The following is a 13,431-nucleotide window of genomic DNA, read 5'->3' as shown; positions in this document are numbered from 1 at the left end:
GGTTGCCTGCCGCGATGTGTGGCAGGCAACCAGCCCTCAGCGATACGGCCCCGGCCCACGCCAGACCGGTTCGCCCTGGCGGTAAACCTCCATCATGTTGATGACTTCGCGGGCGTCGCCGATGGACTTCAGTTCGGGCGAATCCGGCGGCAGCAGGCGGCATTTGCTGGAGCCGCGCTTGAGCGCGACATCCAGCGGGCAGATCATGCGTTGCTGGGTGCCGGGCAGGATGATGGCGATTTCCTGCATGCCTTGTTCTTTCCAGGCGCGCAGCTGGGTTTCGCTGCGCACGTCGTAATAGACCTGGAAGCCGCCGATATCCAGGCTGGGCTGGGCGTTGTTGCGGTCGTTGCGGCGGCCCTGGCTGATGGTGGGGGTGTTGGCCATGCCGTCTTCGGCGCCGTCGGCCGGTTCGTCGAGCATGCCCGGCGGCCTGCCGGTCCAGGTGTCCGGGCGGCGCTGTGCGGATGCCGCCGGCGGTGCGGGCGGTTGCGGCGGGGTGGGGCGTTGCTGGCGACGCGGCTGGCGGCGTTCGGCCAGGCTGCCTTGCGCGGTATCGCCCTGCCGCGGCACCGGATTTTTGGCCTGCTGCACCAGCGTGGACTGCACCGGCGAGGCCGCCGGTGGCGGCTGCACGGGCGTGGATGTCGGTGGCACCGGGGTGGGCGAGGGCACCGGCTGATCGGGCTGGGAGGTGTCGCCGACAAAATCCACCTTGATGCGTCCACCGCTGGCCGAGCCCTGCGGCGGGGTCATGGTGGGGGTGGAGGCCGACAGCAGGATCAGCAACATCAGCACGTGCAGCAGCGCGCTGATCAGCGCGGCAATCCACGGTTCGATGCGTTCGATCAGCGGCTCGGTGCGGGGCAGCCAGTCGCTGGCATCCAGATGGACGTGCAGCACCTGCAGGGCGCCCTCGCGCACGCGGTAGACCAGCACGTACGGGGTCTGCTTGACCACCCATTCGCGGGTGCCGGGCGCGCGGCCAACGCGGCCACGGCCGGGTTGCTCGGCCAGGGTGCGGGTGGCTTCCAGCACCTGCCGCGCCATCGCGGCAGCGGCGGTCGGGTTGAGCGCGTGGTAGTGATCCTGGGCGTGTGCAAGCTGCGTGGCGGCCGGGACGGTCCAGTCACGCCGTAACATCAACGCCCCATCTGGCGAACAGTGCGCTCACCTGTGCCGGAGTCGTCAACGCGCCCTGATCTGCAGCGGCAATGCCGTCCTGCACCGCGGCCTGGAAGCTGGCGTCGGCCACGACGCGGACCACGTCACTCCATCCAGCCGTCTCGGGCAGCGTGTCGATCAGCATGTGGGCGTCTTGCTTGATGGCGGACATGGCACGGCGGTGGGGGAGCACTGCGCAAGTCTACCCGCGCCGCTCCTGTTCGCGTGTGGCAGGCGCCGGCGTCCGCGCGCGGCGTTCACCGGGCAGGCGGCAAGCGCCTGCGCAGCAGCGGTCTGGGTGGCGCACGGCCTAACCGCATGCCCGATGCCGGGCAGCGACCGGCAGTGCTGCCGCCTGCAGAAAGTGACACTTGGCACCTTGTTCGGGCCCACGGCTGGTTTCATTCTGCGCGGGTCGCTTCACTCATTCGCAAAGGACTCGCCATGCCTGCCGCTGCCATCGCACCCCTGACGCCGTATCTCTCGATGGCCGCCATCGGCTACCTCTACTACCGGCGCATCCGGCGCAGCTTCGGGCGCCAGCAATGGAAGCCGGTGGCCACGGCGGTGCGCAGCGCGGTGCTGCTGATCGCGGTGGCAGCACTGGCGTTCGCGGTGTACGGCTTGCCGCAGGTGCGGTTCGGCATTGCCGCAGGCGCGCTGGTCGGCATCGGCCTGGGTGCGCTGTCGCTGCGCTACACGCATGCCGAATGGGTGGATGGCCAAGGCTGGTACACGCCCAATCCCTGGATCGGCGGCGGCTTGATGCTGGTGTTGCTGGGGCGCCTGGCCTGGCGCTGGGCCGATGGCGCGTTCACTGCCGGTGCGGCGGCGGCTGGTTCGCAGGCCAGCCCGCTGACCCTGGGGATTGCCGCGGCACTGGTGCTGTATTCGCTGGTGCACGTGGGCGGGTTGTGGTGGCGGCTGCGCCAGCTGCGCCTGCAGGCAGGCGCTGCGGGGGCGGTACGCTGACCCCGCCGCGATTGGCCCTGCGCGCTCACACCTGCGAGCGGAACGGGAACACCAGTTTCTCGCCAAGCCTTTGCCGCAACGGCCGCGCGCGCCAGCGCTCCAGCGAATACTGCTCGGCACGTTGCAGATCGCGTTCGAATACCTCGGTCATGCGTGCGGCCAGCGTGCGGTCGTAGACATTCAGGCTGGCCTCGTCGTTGAGGCGGAACGAGCGGATGTCGAAATTGGTGGAGCCTACCGACACCAACAGGCCGTCGATGATCAGCAGCTTGGTATGCAGCATGGTGGGCTGGTATTCGTGGATCTCGATGCCGGCCTGCAGCAGCGGCTCCCAGCTGGCCTTGGAGGCCAGCCGCACCGAGACGGCATCGATATGCTTGCCGGGCAGCAGCACCCGGATGCGCACGCCGCGCGTACGTGCTTCGAGCAGCGAGCGGGTGATCAAGGCATCGGGTACGAAATACGCCGCAGCCAGGTCGATGCTGCTGCGTGCGGCGGCGATGGCGATCAGGTACATCAGGTGCATGCTTTCGCTGCCGCCGGCCGGCGAGGCCACGAACAACTGCGCATCGCTGTCGCCGGCAGCCTCCAACGCCGGGTAATACTGCGCGCCGTTGACCACACGGCCGGTGGTCTTGATCCAGTTGTCGTTGAAGGCGGTCTGCACCTGCGCCACCACCGGGCCCTCGATGCGGTAGTGGGTGTCGCGCCAATGCTCAGGGTCCTGCGCGTCGCCCATCCATTGGTCGGCCACGCCGACCCCACCGGTGAAGCCGATGCGGCCATCGATCACCAGCAACTTGCGGTGGGTGCGGTTGTTGATGCGATGCAGGTTGTACCAGGCCAGCGGGCGGTAGCGATGCACCTCCACGCCGGCCTCGGTCATGGTGTCCACCAGTGCATGGTCCATCTTCAGGCTGCCACCCCAGTCGATGGTGACCCGCACATCCACCCCGGCACGCGCGCGCTCGGACAAGGCGTCGCTGAACTCGCGGCCGATCTCGCCCGACCAATAGATATAGGTTTCGAACGTGATGGTGTGCTGCGCGCTGCCGATGGCCTCCAGCATGGCCGGAAAGATCTCGCGGCCGTTATTGAGCACGTCGATCCTGTTGCCCGGCAGGATGGCCGGTCCCAGCAACACCGACATCTCGCGTTTGAATTGCGGATCGGCAACGTCGTACAGGTGCTTGGGGATGTGCTCGAGCTTTTTCTCCGGCGTGGCGAAGTTGAGCAGCAGCAGCCCCACCAGCAAGGTGACCGCCACGGCGGCCACGATGATCCATGTCATGCATCCCACTCCGATGTCCCGCCACTGCGGGCGCAAGCGGCCGGCATTTTGGCAAGGCCGGTGGCATGGGGTTTGTGAAGGGGCAGCAGCAGGTGGTGGCATGCACGCGATGTGCTGTCTGCCTCACTGCACCAGATGCAGGTAGTTCGGCGGTACATGCCGCGTCAGCCAGACGCCGTTGTCGGCCTGGTAAAAAAACATGGCCGTCCTCGTGCATCTGCAGGCTGTGCACGCGTAGCACACTAGGTGCGCCGTGCCGTGCGCCGACCGTGGTGGCGGTCTTGGGATCAGCGGACAGATGCACATGATGGCGTTGCCCGGGCTGCAGGCCTTGGGCAAGGATCGCCTCGAGAAAGCGGGTCGCGGTGCCGTGGTACAGCATCGATGGCGGTGTGCGCGGCACATGCACCAGAGCGACGGTCGCTGTGGAGTGGCCTTGGACTGCGCGGATTTGCCGACCATCGGCAGACAGCGCAAAGCGCTGCTTGTCGTTGCTGAAGACCACTGCACGGATCAGGTCTGCATCCAGCGCCCTTCCAGCGGCAGTGGCGGCAGCGATCAGGGCATCGATGTCGGCCCATCCTTCGCGATCCAGTATCAGCCCGATGGACTGCGGTGCATGGCGAAGGACATAGCTGAGGAACTTGCTGGTCTCGGTGTGCAGCGAGCGCATGTGCAGTGCTGGGTGTGGTGCGTGGATGCGAGTCTACCGCCGCGCGCTGCGCAGACCCCACGCACTGCACGATGCGCGGCATGCAGCGCGTGTCTGCGTGCGCCGTCGCGCAGGCACATCGACACCCACTTCCGTGTCTGCGTCTGCGTCTGCCGCATCACGGTAGCGGGCTGTCGGTCGACAGGGCAATGCCGCGTTGCGCCTCGAGTTCGGCCAAGCGAGCGCCCAGGGCCTGCCGGATGGAATGGTAGGCGCTGGCACCCATCACCAGACGCCGCGGTGGCGGGGCGTGTTCGGTGCTGGCGATCATCGCCTCGACCATGCGTTGCGGGTCGCCGGCGATGACCCAGCTGCCATCGTCCAGTGCGCGGCTGAGCGCCCCGACCGGCGTGTCGGCGTAGTCGGCAGGAATGTGGGTGCGCACCAACGCGGCGCCGAAATTGGTACGGGCCGGGCCGGGTTCGGCCAGGGTGAAGTGGATGCCGAAGCCGGCCACTTCCTGCTGCACGGCCTCGACGAAGCCTTCGATGCCCCACTTGCTGGCGTGGTACAGGCTGAAGCCGGGATAGGCGATCTGCCCACCTTCCGATGACACCTGCACCACGTGCCCGCCGCCCTGCTGGCGCAGCCGCGGCAACACTGCCTGGATCACTGCGATGGAGCCGATGAGGTTGGTGTCGATGATCGCGCGGACCTGCGCCTCGGTGGCGGCCTCGGCCGCGCCCAGCGTGCCGTATCCGGCATTGCTGACCACCACATCGATGCGACCCAGCGCTGCGAATGCCTGCGCCACCGCTGCGTGCACGGCCGCAGTCTCGCGCACATCCAGCTGCAGCACCGTCGCTGCATCGCCATACCGGGCCTGCAGATTGGCCAGCGCCTGTGGTTTGCGGACGGTGGCGACGATCCGGTCGCCGCGCGCCAGCACGGTCTCTGCCAGGAGGCGGCCGAAGCCGGACGATGCGCCTGTGATGAGCCAGGTCTTGGACATGGGAGTGGCCTTGTTCGCTGGAGAAGGCGTCACTCTAGGAAACGGGAATTGTTGGGTCTATGCCATAAAATTCGAATGACTTGATGCGGTTTTGCCACCAATGTCCAAGCCCGGCTTCAACGATCTGGTCGCCTTCACTGCGGTGGCCACGCACCGCAGCTTTCGGCGTGCCGCCGCTGAGGTGGGCTTGGCGCCGTCCTCGCTCAGCCATGTGATCAGCGCACTGGAGCGCAATCTCGGCGTGCGCCTGTTGCACCGGACCACCCGTAGCGTGTCGTTGACCGAAGCCGGCGAGCGCCTGTACGCAAGGCTGGTGCCGGCGCTGCAGGAGGTGGACCACGCGTTGCTGGCGCTGGACGATTTCCGTGGCGGGCCCACCGGCACGGTACGCATCAACGCACCGGAAGTGGTGGTGCAGGTCTTGCTGCAGCAGGTTGTGCCGCAAGTGCTGGCGCGCCACCCGGCGCTATCGGTGGATCTGGTGAGCGAAGGCCGGCTGGTGGATATCGTGGCTGCAGGATGCGATGCCGGCATTCGCTTCAGCGAGTCGGTGCCGCAGGACATGGTGGCGGTACCGTTCGGTGGGCCTACGCGTTTCCTCGCCGTCGCGGCGCCCGCCTATCTTGCGCGCGCCGGGATTCCATCAACGCCCGATGCCTTGCACCGGCATGCCTGCATCCGTCATCGCATGCCCAGCGGCCGGCTGTACCACTGGGAGTTCGAGCGCCGTGGCGAGGAGGTGGTGATCGATGTGCCCGGGCGGCTCACCCTGGACCAGATCGCGCCGATGCGCGAGGCGGCCGAAGCCGGCCTTGGCATCGCCTACGTGCCCGAGTACGCGGTCAGCGCCGCGCTGCAACGCGGCACGTTGGTGCCTGTGCTGGACGCATGGTGTCCCACCATTCCGGGGCTGGTGCTTTACTACCCGGGGCATCGGCATCTTCCGCCGGGTCTGCGCGCCTTTATCGAGACGCTCAAGGAGCTGCTGCCGCAGCACGGCTGAAGCGCACCTCACGGCTCCGACCATGGCGCTGCCTGCACGATCACGCGTGCGCCAATGCGCGGCAGTAACAGCAGAACCCGGCGGTGTGCGGTGCTATGGTTCGCGCCATGCGTCCGGCCGCCGCCATCCGGTTCACTGCCACCTTGCTGCAACCGGCAACGCCGGCCGATGCCAGCTGGCTGTTTCTGCTGCTGCCTGCAGCGGCGAGCAACGCGTTGCCCACGCGCAGCATGGTGAGCGTCACCGGGACGGTGGCCGGGCACCCACTGCAGGCGACGCTGCAGCCGGACGGGCGGGGCGGGCATTGGCTGACGATCGAACGCGCCCTGCAGCAGGCAGCCGGTGTGTGCGCTGGACAGACGGTGGCGCTCGCGCTGACGCCCGTGGCCGAAGAGCCCGAGCCGCTGGTGCCGGACGATCTGCATGCAGCGCTGGCCGCGCATCCGGCCGCGCGTGCGACCTGGGACGACATCACCGCCGTGGCGCGGCGCGATTGGATCTTCTGGGTGGTGTCCGGCAAGAAGGCCCAAACGCGGGGCAAGCGCATCGCCACCGCATGCGCCATGCTGGCCTCGGGCAAGCGGCGTGCGTGCTGTTTCGATCGCTCCGGCAAGTACAGCCACGCGCTGGCGGCACCCACGCCAAAAGCGGGCTGAAGCAGGCGGTCCGGTGTGCGAGTTGCCGCCATCTATAAGCCAAAATGCTTACATGCGTCACACAAGCGCGCACCTATACTCCGGGGCTGTCCCACCGAAGAGGTTCTGACCGCATGAGCGCACCCCCATCGTCTCCGATCGCTGCCGGTTCTGGCACAGCTGCCGGCAGCCTTCGCCGCTCGGTGTCCAACACGCTCAAGGGCTCGGCCGGCAACCTCGTCGAGTGGTACGACGTCTACGTCTATTCGGTGTTCGCCACCTACTTCGAGTCGCAGTTCTTTTCCAAGGAAGACAAGAACGCCACCATGTTCGTGTGGGCGATCTTTGCGATGACGTTCCTGATGCGCCCGATCGGCGCATGGTATTTCGGCCGCTTCGCCGACCGTTATGGCCGCCGCCTGGCGTTGACCATTTCGGTATCGGTGATGGCGCTGTGCTCGTTCGTGATTGCGATCACGCCCACGGTGGCCACGATCGGCATCGCTGCGCCGATCATCTTGCTGGTGGCGCGCCTGCTGCAGGGCTTTGCGACCGGCGGCGAATACGGCACCAGCGCCACGTACATGTCCGAAGCGGCGATTCCCGGCCGGCGCGGCTTCCTGTCGTCGTTCCATTACGTGACGCTGGTGGGCGGGCACGTACTGGCACAGACTACCTTGCTGATCATGTTGCATTTCTTCGATGCGTCGCAGGTCTCCGAATGGGGCTGGCGCGTGGCGTTCGGGCTGGGCGGCATCGGCGCGTTGGTGGTGTTCTGGCTGCGCCGCACGATGGATGAGTCGCTGAGCTCCGAATCCATCGCCGATTCGCGTACCGGCAAGGCCAAGGCCTCCGGCTCGATGCGCGAATTGCTCGTCAATCAGTGGCGTCCGCTGCTGTTGTGCTTTTTGATCACCGCCGGCGGCACGATCGCGTTCTACACCTATTCGGTCACCGGGCCGAAGATGATCCAGACCGCGTTCGCCGGTGGCGACGTGATGGCCGGCACCATCATCAATCTGGTGGCGCTGACCGTGCTGATGCTGATGCAGCCGGTGGGCGGCTGGTTGTCGGACATCGTCGGGCGCAAGACCTTGCTGGTGTTCTTCGGCATCGGCGGCGTGCTCTACACCTGGTTCCTGGTGATGGAACTGCCCAAGCAGACCGACTGGTTGACCGCGTTCGCAATCCTCACCGTGGGCTTTGTGATCCTGACCGGCTACACCTCGATCAATGCCGTGGTGAAGGCGGAATTGTTCCCCACCCACGTGCGCGCGCTGGGTGTCGGCCTTGGCTACGCGCTGGCGAATTCGGCCTTCGGCGGAACCGCGCCGTTGCTGTATCAGGCCTCGCTGAAGACCAACCACGTGACCGAGTTCGTGATCTATGCGACGGCGGTGATTGCGGTGTCGTTGGTGGTCTACATGTTCTTCCTGACCAACAAGGGCAGCAACTGGCTGGACGACGAAGCGGCGATGCATCAGCGCAAGCGGTGATGCATGCGCGCGGGCAGAGCCCTGCCCTTCTCCCTGCGGGACATTGTCCCCCTTCATGGGCGAGAAGGTGCCCGAAGGGCGGATGAGGGGCGCCTCAGGTGATTGGCATACCGAGCGTGGTAAACGCGTCGCCACGCGCAGCCAAGGTGAAGCTTCGATGCTGCGGTCGTGCATTGGTAGCCAAACCCTCAGCTCAACCCCCGCTCCGCGTCCCGGCCTGCACTAGCAGCGCGGCCGCTGCAAGACATGCGCGCCAGTGGCGCGCAAGCAGTGCCTTATCGCCCCGAGGGGAGAGGGGCTGACGGCGGCCGAGTATCGGCGTTCCCATGGGTACGCGGCGCCTTTTGCGCAAACACGCTGTAACGCAAACCAATCAACCCCAACAACGCTTCATCACGCTGCGCGCCTGCCGGCACCTTGCCCACGCGCGTCAGCGACATATCCAGACGATCACGCAAAGAGTCAGGACCCGGCAACGGACGCTTCCCTGCAACCTGCCGCCGGTAGTGCGCAGCCACGTCGCGCAACATCGCGTCCACCGCATCGCGACTGGACGCCGGCAAGCCATGCCGAGCGCGGCGCAGCTGCAGGATGTTCAAGCCTACGCGCACTTCGTTGAGCATATCCACCGAGGCCAGGTCGCTACCTTCCGGCGTCAACGCCAGCCGTGGCGCAAGCAGACCAAGCAGATCCAGCATGCGTGCGGCAAAGTGCTGGCGATCCTGCGCGCCATGTCCGTCGGCGGCATCGGCCAGCGTGCGCCAGCCCTGGCGCACCAGTCGGCGCGCGCTCCATTCCGCACCGACCGAACGAAACAGACGCGTCAGCACCACCGCAAACCCGATCCCCAGCACCATCGCCACCGCCGCGTTGACGAAGCTCTGCAGGTTGGCGCTGTAGGTGTTCTGCAGGCTCAGCAGCGCGGTGAGGTTCACCACCAGCGGCAAGGCGATCAGCATGCTCCCGGGGCGATGCAGCAGTGCGCCCAATGGCAGGAAGACCGCCGCCAGCACCACCACCAGCATCGGGAAATCGTGGATGGCCGGGAAGATGCCGAACTGATAGATGCCGGCAACCACGCTGGCCACCACCGCCCAGGTCAGGAACGACAGCATGCTCGGCGCGGGGTCGTCCTGCGCGGCGAAAAACGCAGCAGTCACTGCGGCCATCATCGCGCCGTTGCCGCCGCCTTCCCAGCCGATGCCGATCCACAACACGCAGTACGCCATCAGCGCAAAGCCGGCGCTCAGCGCGGAAAATGCGGCCATGCCCAAATCGATGTGGCGCGTGGCGTGTGCCGCAACCGGAGTGTCAGCGATCTCTGCAGAGGGCTGGCCCGATGGCTGCCACGCTGCCGCACGCGTTGACGAGCGCAGCGCCGCGTCGTCCTGCGTGGGCACGGCCGGCTGCGCCGCGAGACGGCGCGAGAAGCCCAGGCGCTGCAGCAACGCCCCGGGCGCTGCGGAACGCGCCGCGGCATCACGCGCTGCAGGGTCGGCTTGTAGGGATGCATCAGGTGCCGGCGCCGGCAGCGCACGCAGTGCAACGGGCGCGGTGCCCTGCACCAGCGCCTGCTGCAACGCGCGGCAGTCCTGCCACAGGTCGAGCAGCTCCTTCAGGCGCAGCAGCACACTGTCCAGCAGCAGGTGATCGATGTCCTGATCCACCACCGGGCGCAGTGCCTCGATGCGCGCACGCAGTGCATCAGCCTGTCGGGCGGCATCGGCATCGGCACTGCCGGTGTCGGCGACATGATCCACCCACGCAGCAACAGCTTCCAGCAATGTCGCCAACTCCGGCCCGTGCGCGGCGTCGTCGCGCTGCAAGGCGTCCAGGCGGTCGGCAATCGAGGACAGCACCGGCAACAGCATCAGCATGCGTGCGCGCAACTGTTCCAGCGCAGGCGCGGCGCCGGCATGGCGTGGGTCGTCATGGCGCACGAAGGCGATCAGGGCCTCGAACTGCACCAGATCGGCCGCCAGCCGATTGCGCGGCGCCTGCGACGGGCCGCGCTGCAGCACCTGGCGGCACCATTGCGCCGCATCCTGCATCCAGTTGCCGATCCGCGCGGTGAGCATCGGCTTGACCGAGGCCGGGAACAGCAGCGACGCGAACAGCACCGCCATCACCGTGCCCAGGATGATCTCTTCGCTGCGGGCCACCACGGTGTCGAAGATGCCTTCCGGCGAGGTGACCGCAGGAAAGCCGATGAAGGCGGTGGTGTAGCCGGCCAGCAGGAATGCATAGCCGCGCGGGCCGCGATTGAGCAGCGCCAGGAACAGGCAGGCCGAGAGCCACAGTGCCATCGCCGCGCTCAGCAGCAACGGCGTTTCCACCAGATTCGGCAGCATCACCAAGGTGGCCACGCCGGCCAGCAAGGTGCCGAGCACGCGGTACACGCCCTTGGCACGGGTGGGGCCGAGCAGCGGTTGCGAGACGATGTAGACCGTGGCCATGGCCCAGTACGGTCGCGACAGATTGCCGGCCAGTGCGACATACAGCGCCGCGATCGAGGCGGCAAAGGTCTTGGCCGAAAACAGCCAGGCCTGGCGATCGCGCAACAACGGGCTCATCGTGCAGCCGTGGTGGTGTTGCGCCCGGCGTCGGCATCCCAACCGCCGCCCAGCGCCAGAAACAGCTGGATCTGGTCCTGCGACACCTGCGCCTGTGCGTTGGCCAGGGTCATCTCGGCGCTGGCCAGGGTGCGCTCGGCGTCCAGGCTGGACAGGTACGGCGTGCGTCCGCCCTGATACAGGCGCCGGTTTTGCGCCGACGCCAGCTCGGCCTGTTGCTGCGCCTGTTCCAGCAGATGCAGGCGGTCCAGGTCCTGCGCATAGCGCGACAAGCTGGTCTGCACCTCGCGCAAGGCCTGCAGCACGGTGTTGTCGAACTGCGCCAGCGCCGCATCGGCGCCGGCTTCGGTGGCGCGCACCCGCGCACGCGCACCGCTGGAGGGCAGCGTCCAGGAAATCAGCGGGCCCAACGACCATGCGTGTGTGGCCGGCTCGCCGAAATCCGCCAGCAGGCCGGTGGCGCCGATCGAACCGCCCAGGCGGATGTCCGGATACAACGCGGCAGTGGCCACGCCGATGCGCGCGGTGGCGGCGGCGAGCCGGCGCTCGGCCTGGCGCACATCCGGCCGTCGCGCCAGCAGCGCGCGGCCATCGCCGATCGGGATCGGCTGCTGCACTGCAGGCGCGTGCGCGCAGCTGTCCACGCCGGGCGGCAACTCGCCGGGCGTCTTGCCGAGCAGCGCGGCCAATTGGTAACCGGCGGCCTGGCGGCGTGCGCGCAACGGCGGCAGCGCCGCTTCCAGCATCGCCACCTGTGCGGTGGCGCGCGCCAGATCGGGCGGCGTGCCGCGACCGGCCGCGATCAGGCGCTGGGTGATCTGGCGGCTGTGTTGCTGCAACTGCAGCGAATGCGCGGCCACCTGCAGCTCATGGTTGGCGTGGCAAATCTCCACATAGCTGCCGGCCACCTGCGCGGCCACGCTGACGCGCGCCAGATCGATCGCCGCCTGCGCCACCTGGGTGTCGGCATGCGCGGCTTCGGCGCCGCGTTGCAGCTTGCCGAACAGATCGAACTGGTACGACACGCCGAACTTGCCATCGGCCAGGTTGAATACCGGCAGCTTTTCTTCCTGCAAAAATGCTTCGGCCGAGACCTGCGCGCGGCTGACACCGGCTTCCACGTCGTAATCGAACCCGCCGGCATCCATGGCCTGTTCGTACACCGCGGCAGCGCGGCGCAGGTTGGCACCGGCCACCTTCAATTCGACGTTGTCGCGCAGGGCCTGCTCGATCAGGCCATCCAGCATTGGGTCCTGATACAGCGCCCACCAGCGCGCCGGCAGCGCGGCGCCGGGCTGCACCTGCGCGTTGCCGGTGTCCAGGAACGCGGCATTGGCGGCCGGGCGCTGGTAGGCCGACTCGGCCGGCACGACGTAGTTGGGGCCGACCGTGCTGCAGGCACTGAGCATGCTCAGCAGTGCGGCCACTCCCAGCGGACGCAACATCGCGCGGTTCATGGCGCCGCCTTGGCCTGCACATGGGCAGGCGCGGTCGCCGGGGTTGGGTGCGCTGTGTCGGGCAGAATGCTCACCGTGGCAGTGCGCCCTGCGATCAACTGCACATGCGCAGGCACGCGATCCAGCACGATGCGCACCGGGATGCGTTGCGCCAGCCGGACCCAGTCGAATGCCGGGGTGACATTGGGCAATGCGCCGGCGCTGCCGCTACGGTAGCGGTCTTCGATCCCGGCGGCGATGCTCTGCACATGCCCCTGCAGCGTGACCGGCTCGCCCATCAGCTGCACGTCCACGCGCTGGCCGGGGTGCACGCCCTGCAGGCGGGTTTCTTCGAAGTAGCCATCGACGCGGAACGAGCCGGTGTCCAGCACCGCCACCACCGGACGCCCGGCGTTGACGTAGTCACCCACCCGCACGGTGCGGTCGCTGACGCGACCGTTAGCCGGGCTGCGCACCTGGGTGCGGTCCAGGTTGAGCTGGGCCAGATCCACCGCCGATTGCGCGGTGGCCACTGCGGCCTGCGCCTTCTGTACGTTGGAGCGGCGCACTTCGGCATCTTCGGCGGCGACCAGATCCTGCAGGCTGCGGTCGCGCGCGATCTCGCGGCGCAACTGGGTCAGCGTAGCCTGGCGTTCGGCCAGCGCGGCGCGCGCCTGTTCCAGCGCGATCGCATAGCGCGCGCGGTCCACAACGAACAGCAATTGCCCGCGCGTCACCGGTTGGTTGTCGGCCACGGCGACCGATTCCACCAACCCGGAGACGTCCGGCGCCACCTGCACCACATCGGCGCCCACATGCGCATCGCGCGTCCACGGCGCCTGCATGTAATAACGCCACAGGTGCTGCAACACCCACGCGGCCAGCACCACCATCGCCAGGGTCAGCAGTGCCGGCCCCGCGGTCTTGATCAGCTTTTTCACGATTGCATCCAACGGGTAAGGAAGAACAGGCCGCCCAGCAGTGCGATGTACAACGCCAGGTTGAACAGCGCCGGGTGCCAGATGTAGCGGTACGCGCCAGCGCGGGTCAGCAGCGCGGCGATGCCGCTGTTGAGCAGGTAGGCCAGCGTCATCAACGCCAGCAAGGTGGGTACGAACACACCGTAGAGACTGAATTCGCCGTACATCGGGCACATCCTGGAAAAGAACCACAACGCCCGGCGCAGCGCGCCGGGGC

12 protein-coding genes and 1 pseudogene are annotated in these 13,431 nt (G+C 67.5%); 4 read left to right on the top strand and 9 right to left on the bottom strand.

From position 1 onward, the window contains the following. Positions 1-36: 36 nt before the first annotated feature. Together J7396_RS18805 and J7396_RS18800 are read right to left on the bottom strand one after the other, a co-directional pair. Positions 37-1,143 (bottom strand): type II toxin-antitoxin system RelE/ParE family toxin, encoded by a 1,107-nt coding sequence (locus J7396_RS18805; protein ID WP_127170941.1) that lies wholly within the window; start codon positions 1,141-1,143, stop codon positions 37-39. Beyond that, a complete protein-coding gene (locus J7396_RS18800; RefSeq protein WP_008577177.1) occupies positions 1,130-1,336 on the bottom strand; it encodes a hypothetical protein in 207 nt (68 codons plus the stop codon). The genes J7396_RS18805 and J7396_RS18800 overlap by 14 nt, the downstream gene beginning before the upstream one ends. 272 nt (positions 1,337-1,608) lie before the next feature. Here J7396_RS18800 and J7396_RS18795 point away from each other — a divergent pair, with 272 nt between their 5' ends. Further along, the gene (locus J7396_RS18795; protein WP_209261900.1) at positions 1,609-2,136 is read left to right on the top strand and encodes a hypothetical protein; all 528 of its coding nucleotides are present in this window, start codon (positions 1,609-1,611) and stop codon (positions 2,134-2,136) included. A gap of 25 nt (positions 2,137-2,161) precedes the next feature. On the opposite strand, the gene J7396_RS18790 is transcribed toward J7396_RS18795, so the two are convergent. The 3 genes and pseudogenes from J7396_RS18790 to J7396_RS18780 all read right to left on the bottom strand — a co-directional run bounded on the left by J7396_RS18790 (position 2,162) and on the right by J7396_RS18780 (position 5,091). After that, entirely contained in the window at positions 2,162-3,427 is a 1,266-nt protein-coding gene (locus J7396_RS18790; RefSeq protein ID WP_209261899.1) for a phospholipase D-like domain-containing protein, read from the bottom strand. Positions 3,428-3,550: 123 nt separating this feature from the next. After that, positions 3,551-4,100 (bottom strand): annotated as a pseudogene (locus tag J7396_RS18785) (RNA 2'-phosphotransferase). A 157-nt stretch (positions 4,101-4,257) separates the two neighbouring features. Then, a complete protein-coding gene (locus J7396_RS18780) occupies positions 4,258-5,091 on the bottom strand; it encodes an SDR family oxidoreductase (RefSeq protein ID WP_209261898.1) in 834 nt (277 codons plus the stop codon). A 100-nt stretch (positions 5,092-5,191) separates the two neighbouring features. Here J7396_RS18780 and J7396_RS18775 point away from each other — a divergent pair, with 100 nt between their 5' ends. The 3 genes from J7396_RS18775 to J7396_RS18765 all read left to right on the top strand — a co-directional run bounded on the left by J7396_RS18775 (position 5,192) and on the right by J7396_RS18765 (position 8,225). Then, entirely contained in the window at positions 5,192-6,094 is a 903-nt protein-coding gene (locus J7396_RS18775) for a LysR family transcriptional regulator (RefSeq protein ID WP_029820593.1), read from the top strand. Positions 6,095-6,201: 107 nt separating this feature from the next. Next, positions 6,202-6,750 carry a YdeI/OmpD-associated family protein gene (locus J7396_RS18770; RefSeq protein ID WP_029820594.1) on the top strand — a complete coding sequence of 183 codons (549 nt, stop codon included), beginning with the start codon at positions 6,202-6,204 and terminating at the stop codon, positions 6,748-6,750. A 113-nt stretch (positions 6,751-6,863) separates the two neighbouring features. Further along, the gene (locus J7396_RS18765) at positions 6,864-8,225 is read left to right on the top strand and encodes an MFS transporter (RefSeq protein ID WP_127166367.1); all 1,362 of its coding nucleotides are present in this window, start codon (positions 6,864-6,866) and stop codon (positions 8,223-8,225) included. A gap of 275 nt (positions 8,226-8,500) precedes the next feature. Here J7396_RS18765 and J7396_RS18760 read toward each other — a convergent pair whose 3' ends face one another. The 4 genes from J7396_RS18760 to J7396_RS18745 are packed head-to-tail and all read right to left on the bottom strand — an operon-like array spanning position 8,501 to position 13,390. Continuing rightward, positions 8,501-10,798, bottom strand: coding sequence for an FUSC family protein (locus tag J7396_RS18760; RefSeq protein WP_209261897.1), 2,298 nt, complete (start codon positions 10,796-10,798; stop codon positions 8,501-8,503). Further along, positions 10,795-12,255 (bottom strand): efflux transporter outer membrane subunit, encoded by a 1,461-nt coding sequence (locus J7396_RS18755; RefSeq protein WP_209261896.1) that lies wholly within the window; start codon positions 12,253-12,255, stop codon positions 10,795-10,797. Before J7396_RS18755 ends, J7396_RS18760 begins: the two co-directional genes overlap by 4 nt. Further along, positions 12,252-13,175 (bottom strand): efflux RND transporter periplasmic adaptor subunit, encoded by a 924-nt coding sequence (locus J7396_RS18750; RefSeq protein WP_164738705.1) that lies wholly within the window; start codon positions 13,173-13,175, stop codon positions 12,252-12,254. Before J7396_RS18750 ends, J7396_RS18755 begins: the two co-directional genes overlap by 4 nt. Continuing rightward, positions 13,172-13,390, bottom strand: a complete 219-nt coding sequence (locus J7396_RS18745) for a DUF1656 domain-containing protein (RefSeq protein WP_016850515.1) — start codon at positions 13,388-13,390, stop codon at positions 13,172-13,174. Before J7396_RS18745 ends, J7396_RS18750 begins: the two co-directional genes overlap by 4 nt. Positions 13,391-13,431 lie beyond the last annotated feature (41 nt).

The organism is Xanthomonas sp. A1809, from assembly GCF_017746015.1.
Classification (GTDB): Bacteria; Pseudomonadota; Gammaproteobacteria; order Xanthomonadales; family Xanthomonadaceae; genus Xanthomonas; species Xanthomonas euvesicatoria.
The sequence above is the reverse complement of the archived record's forward strand: the minus strand, read 5'-3'. Positions and strand labels throughout refer to the sequence as shown.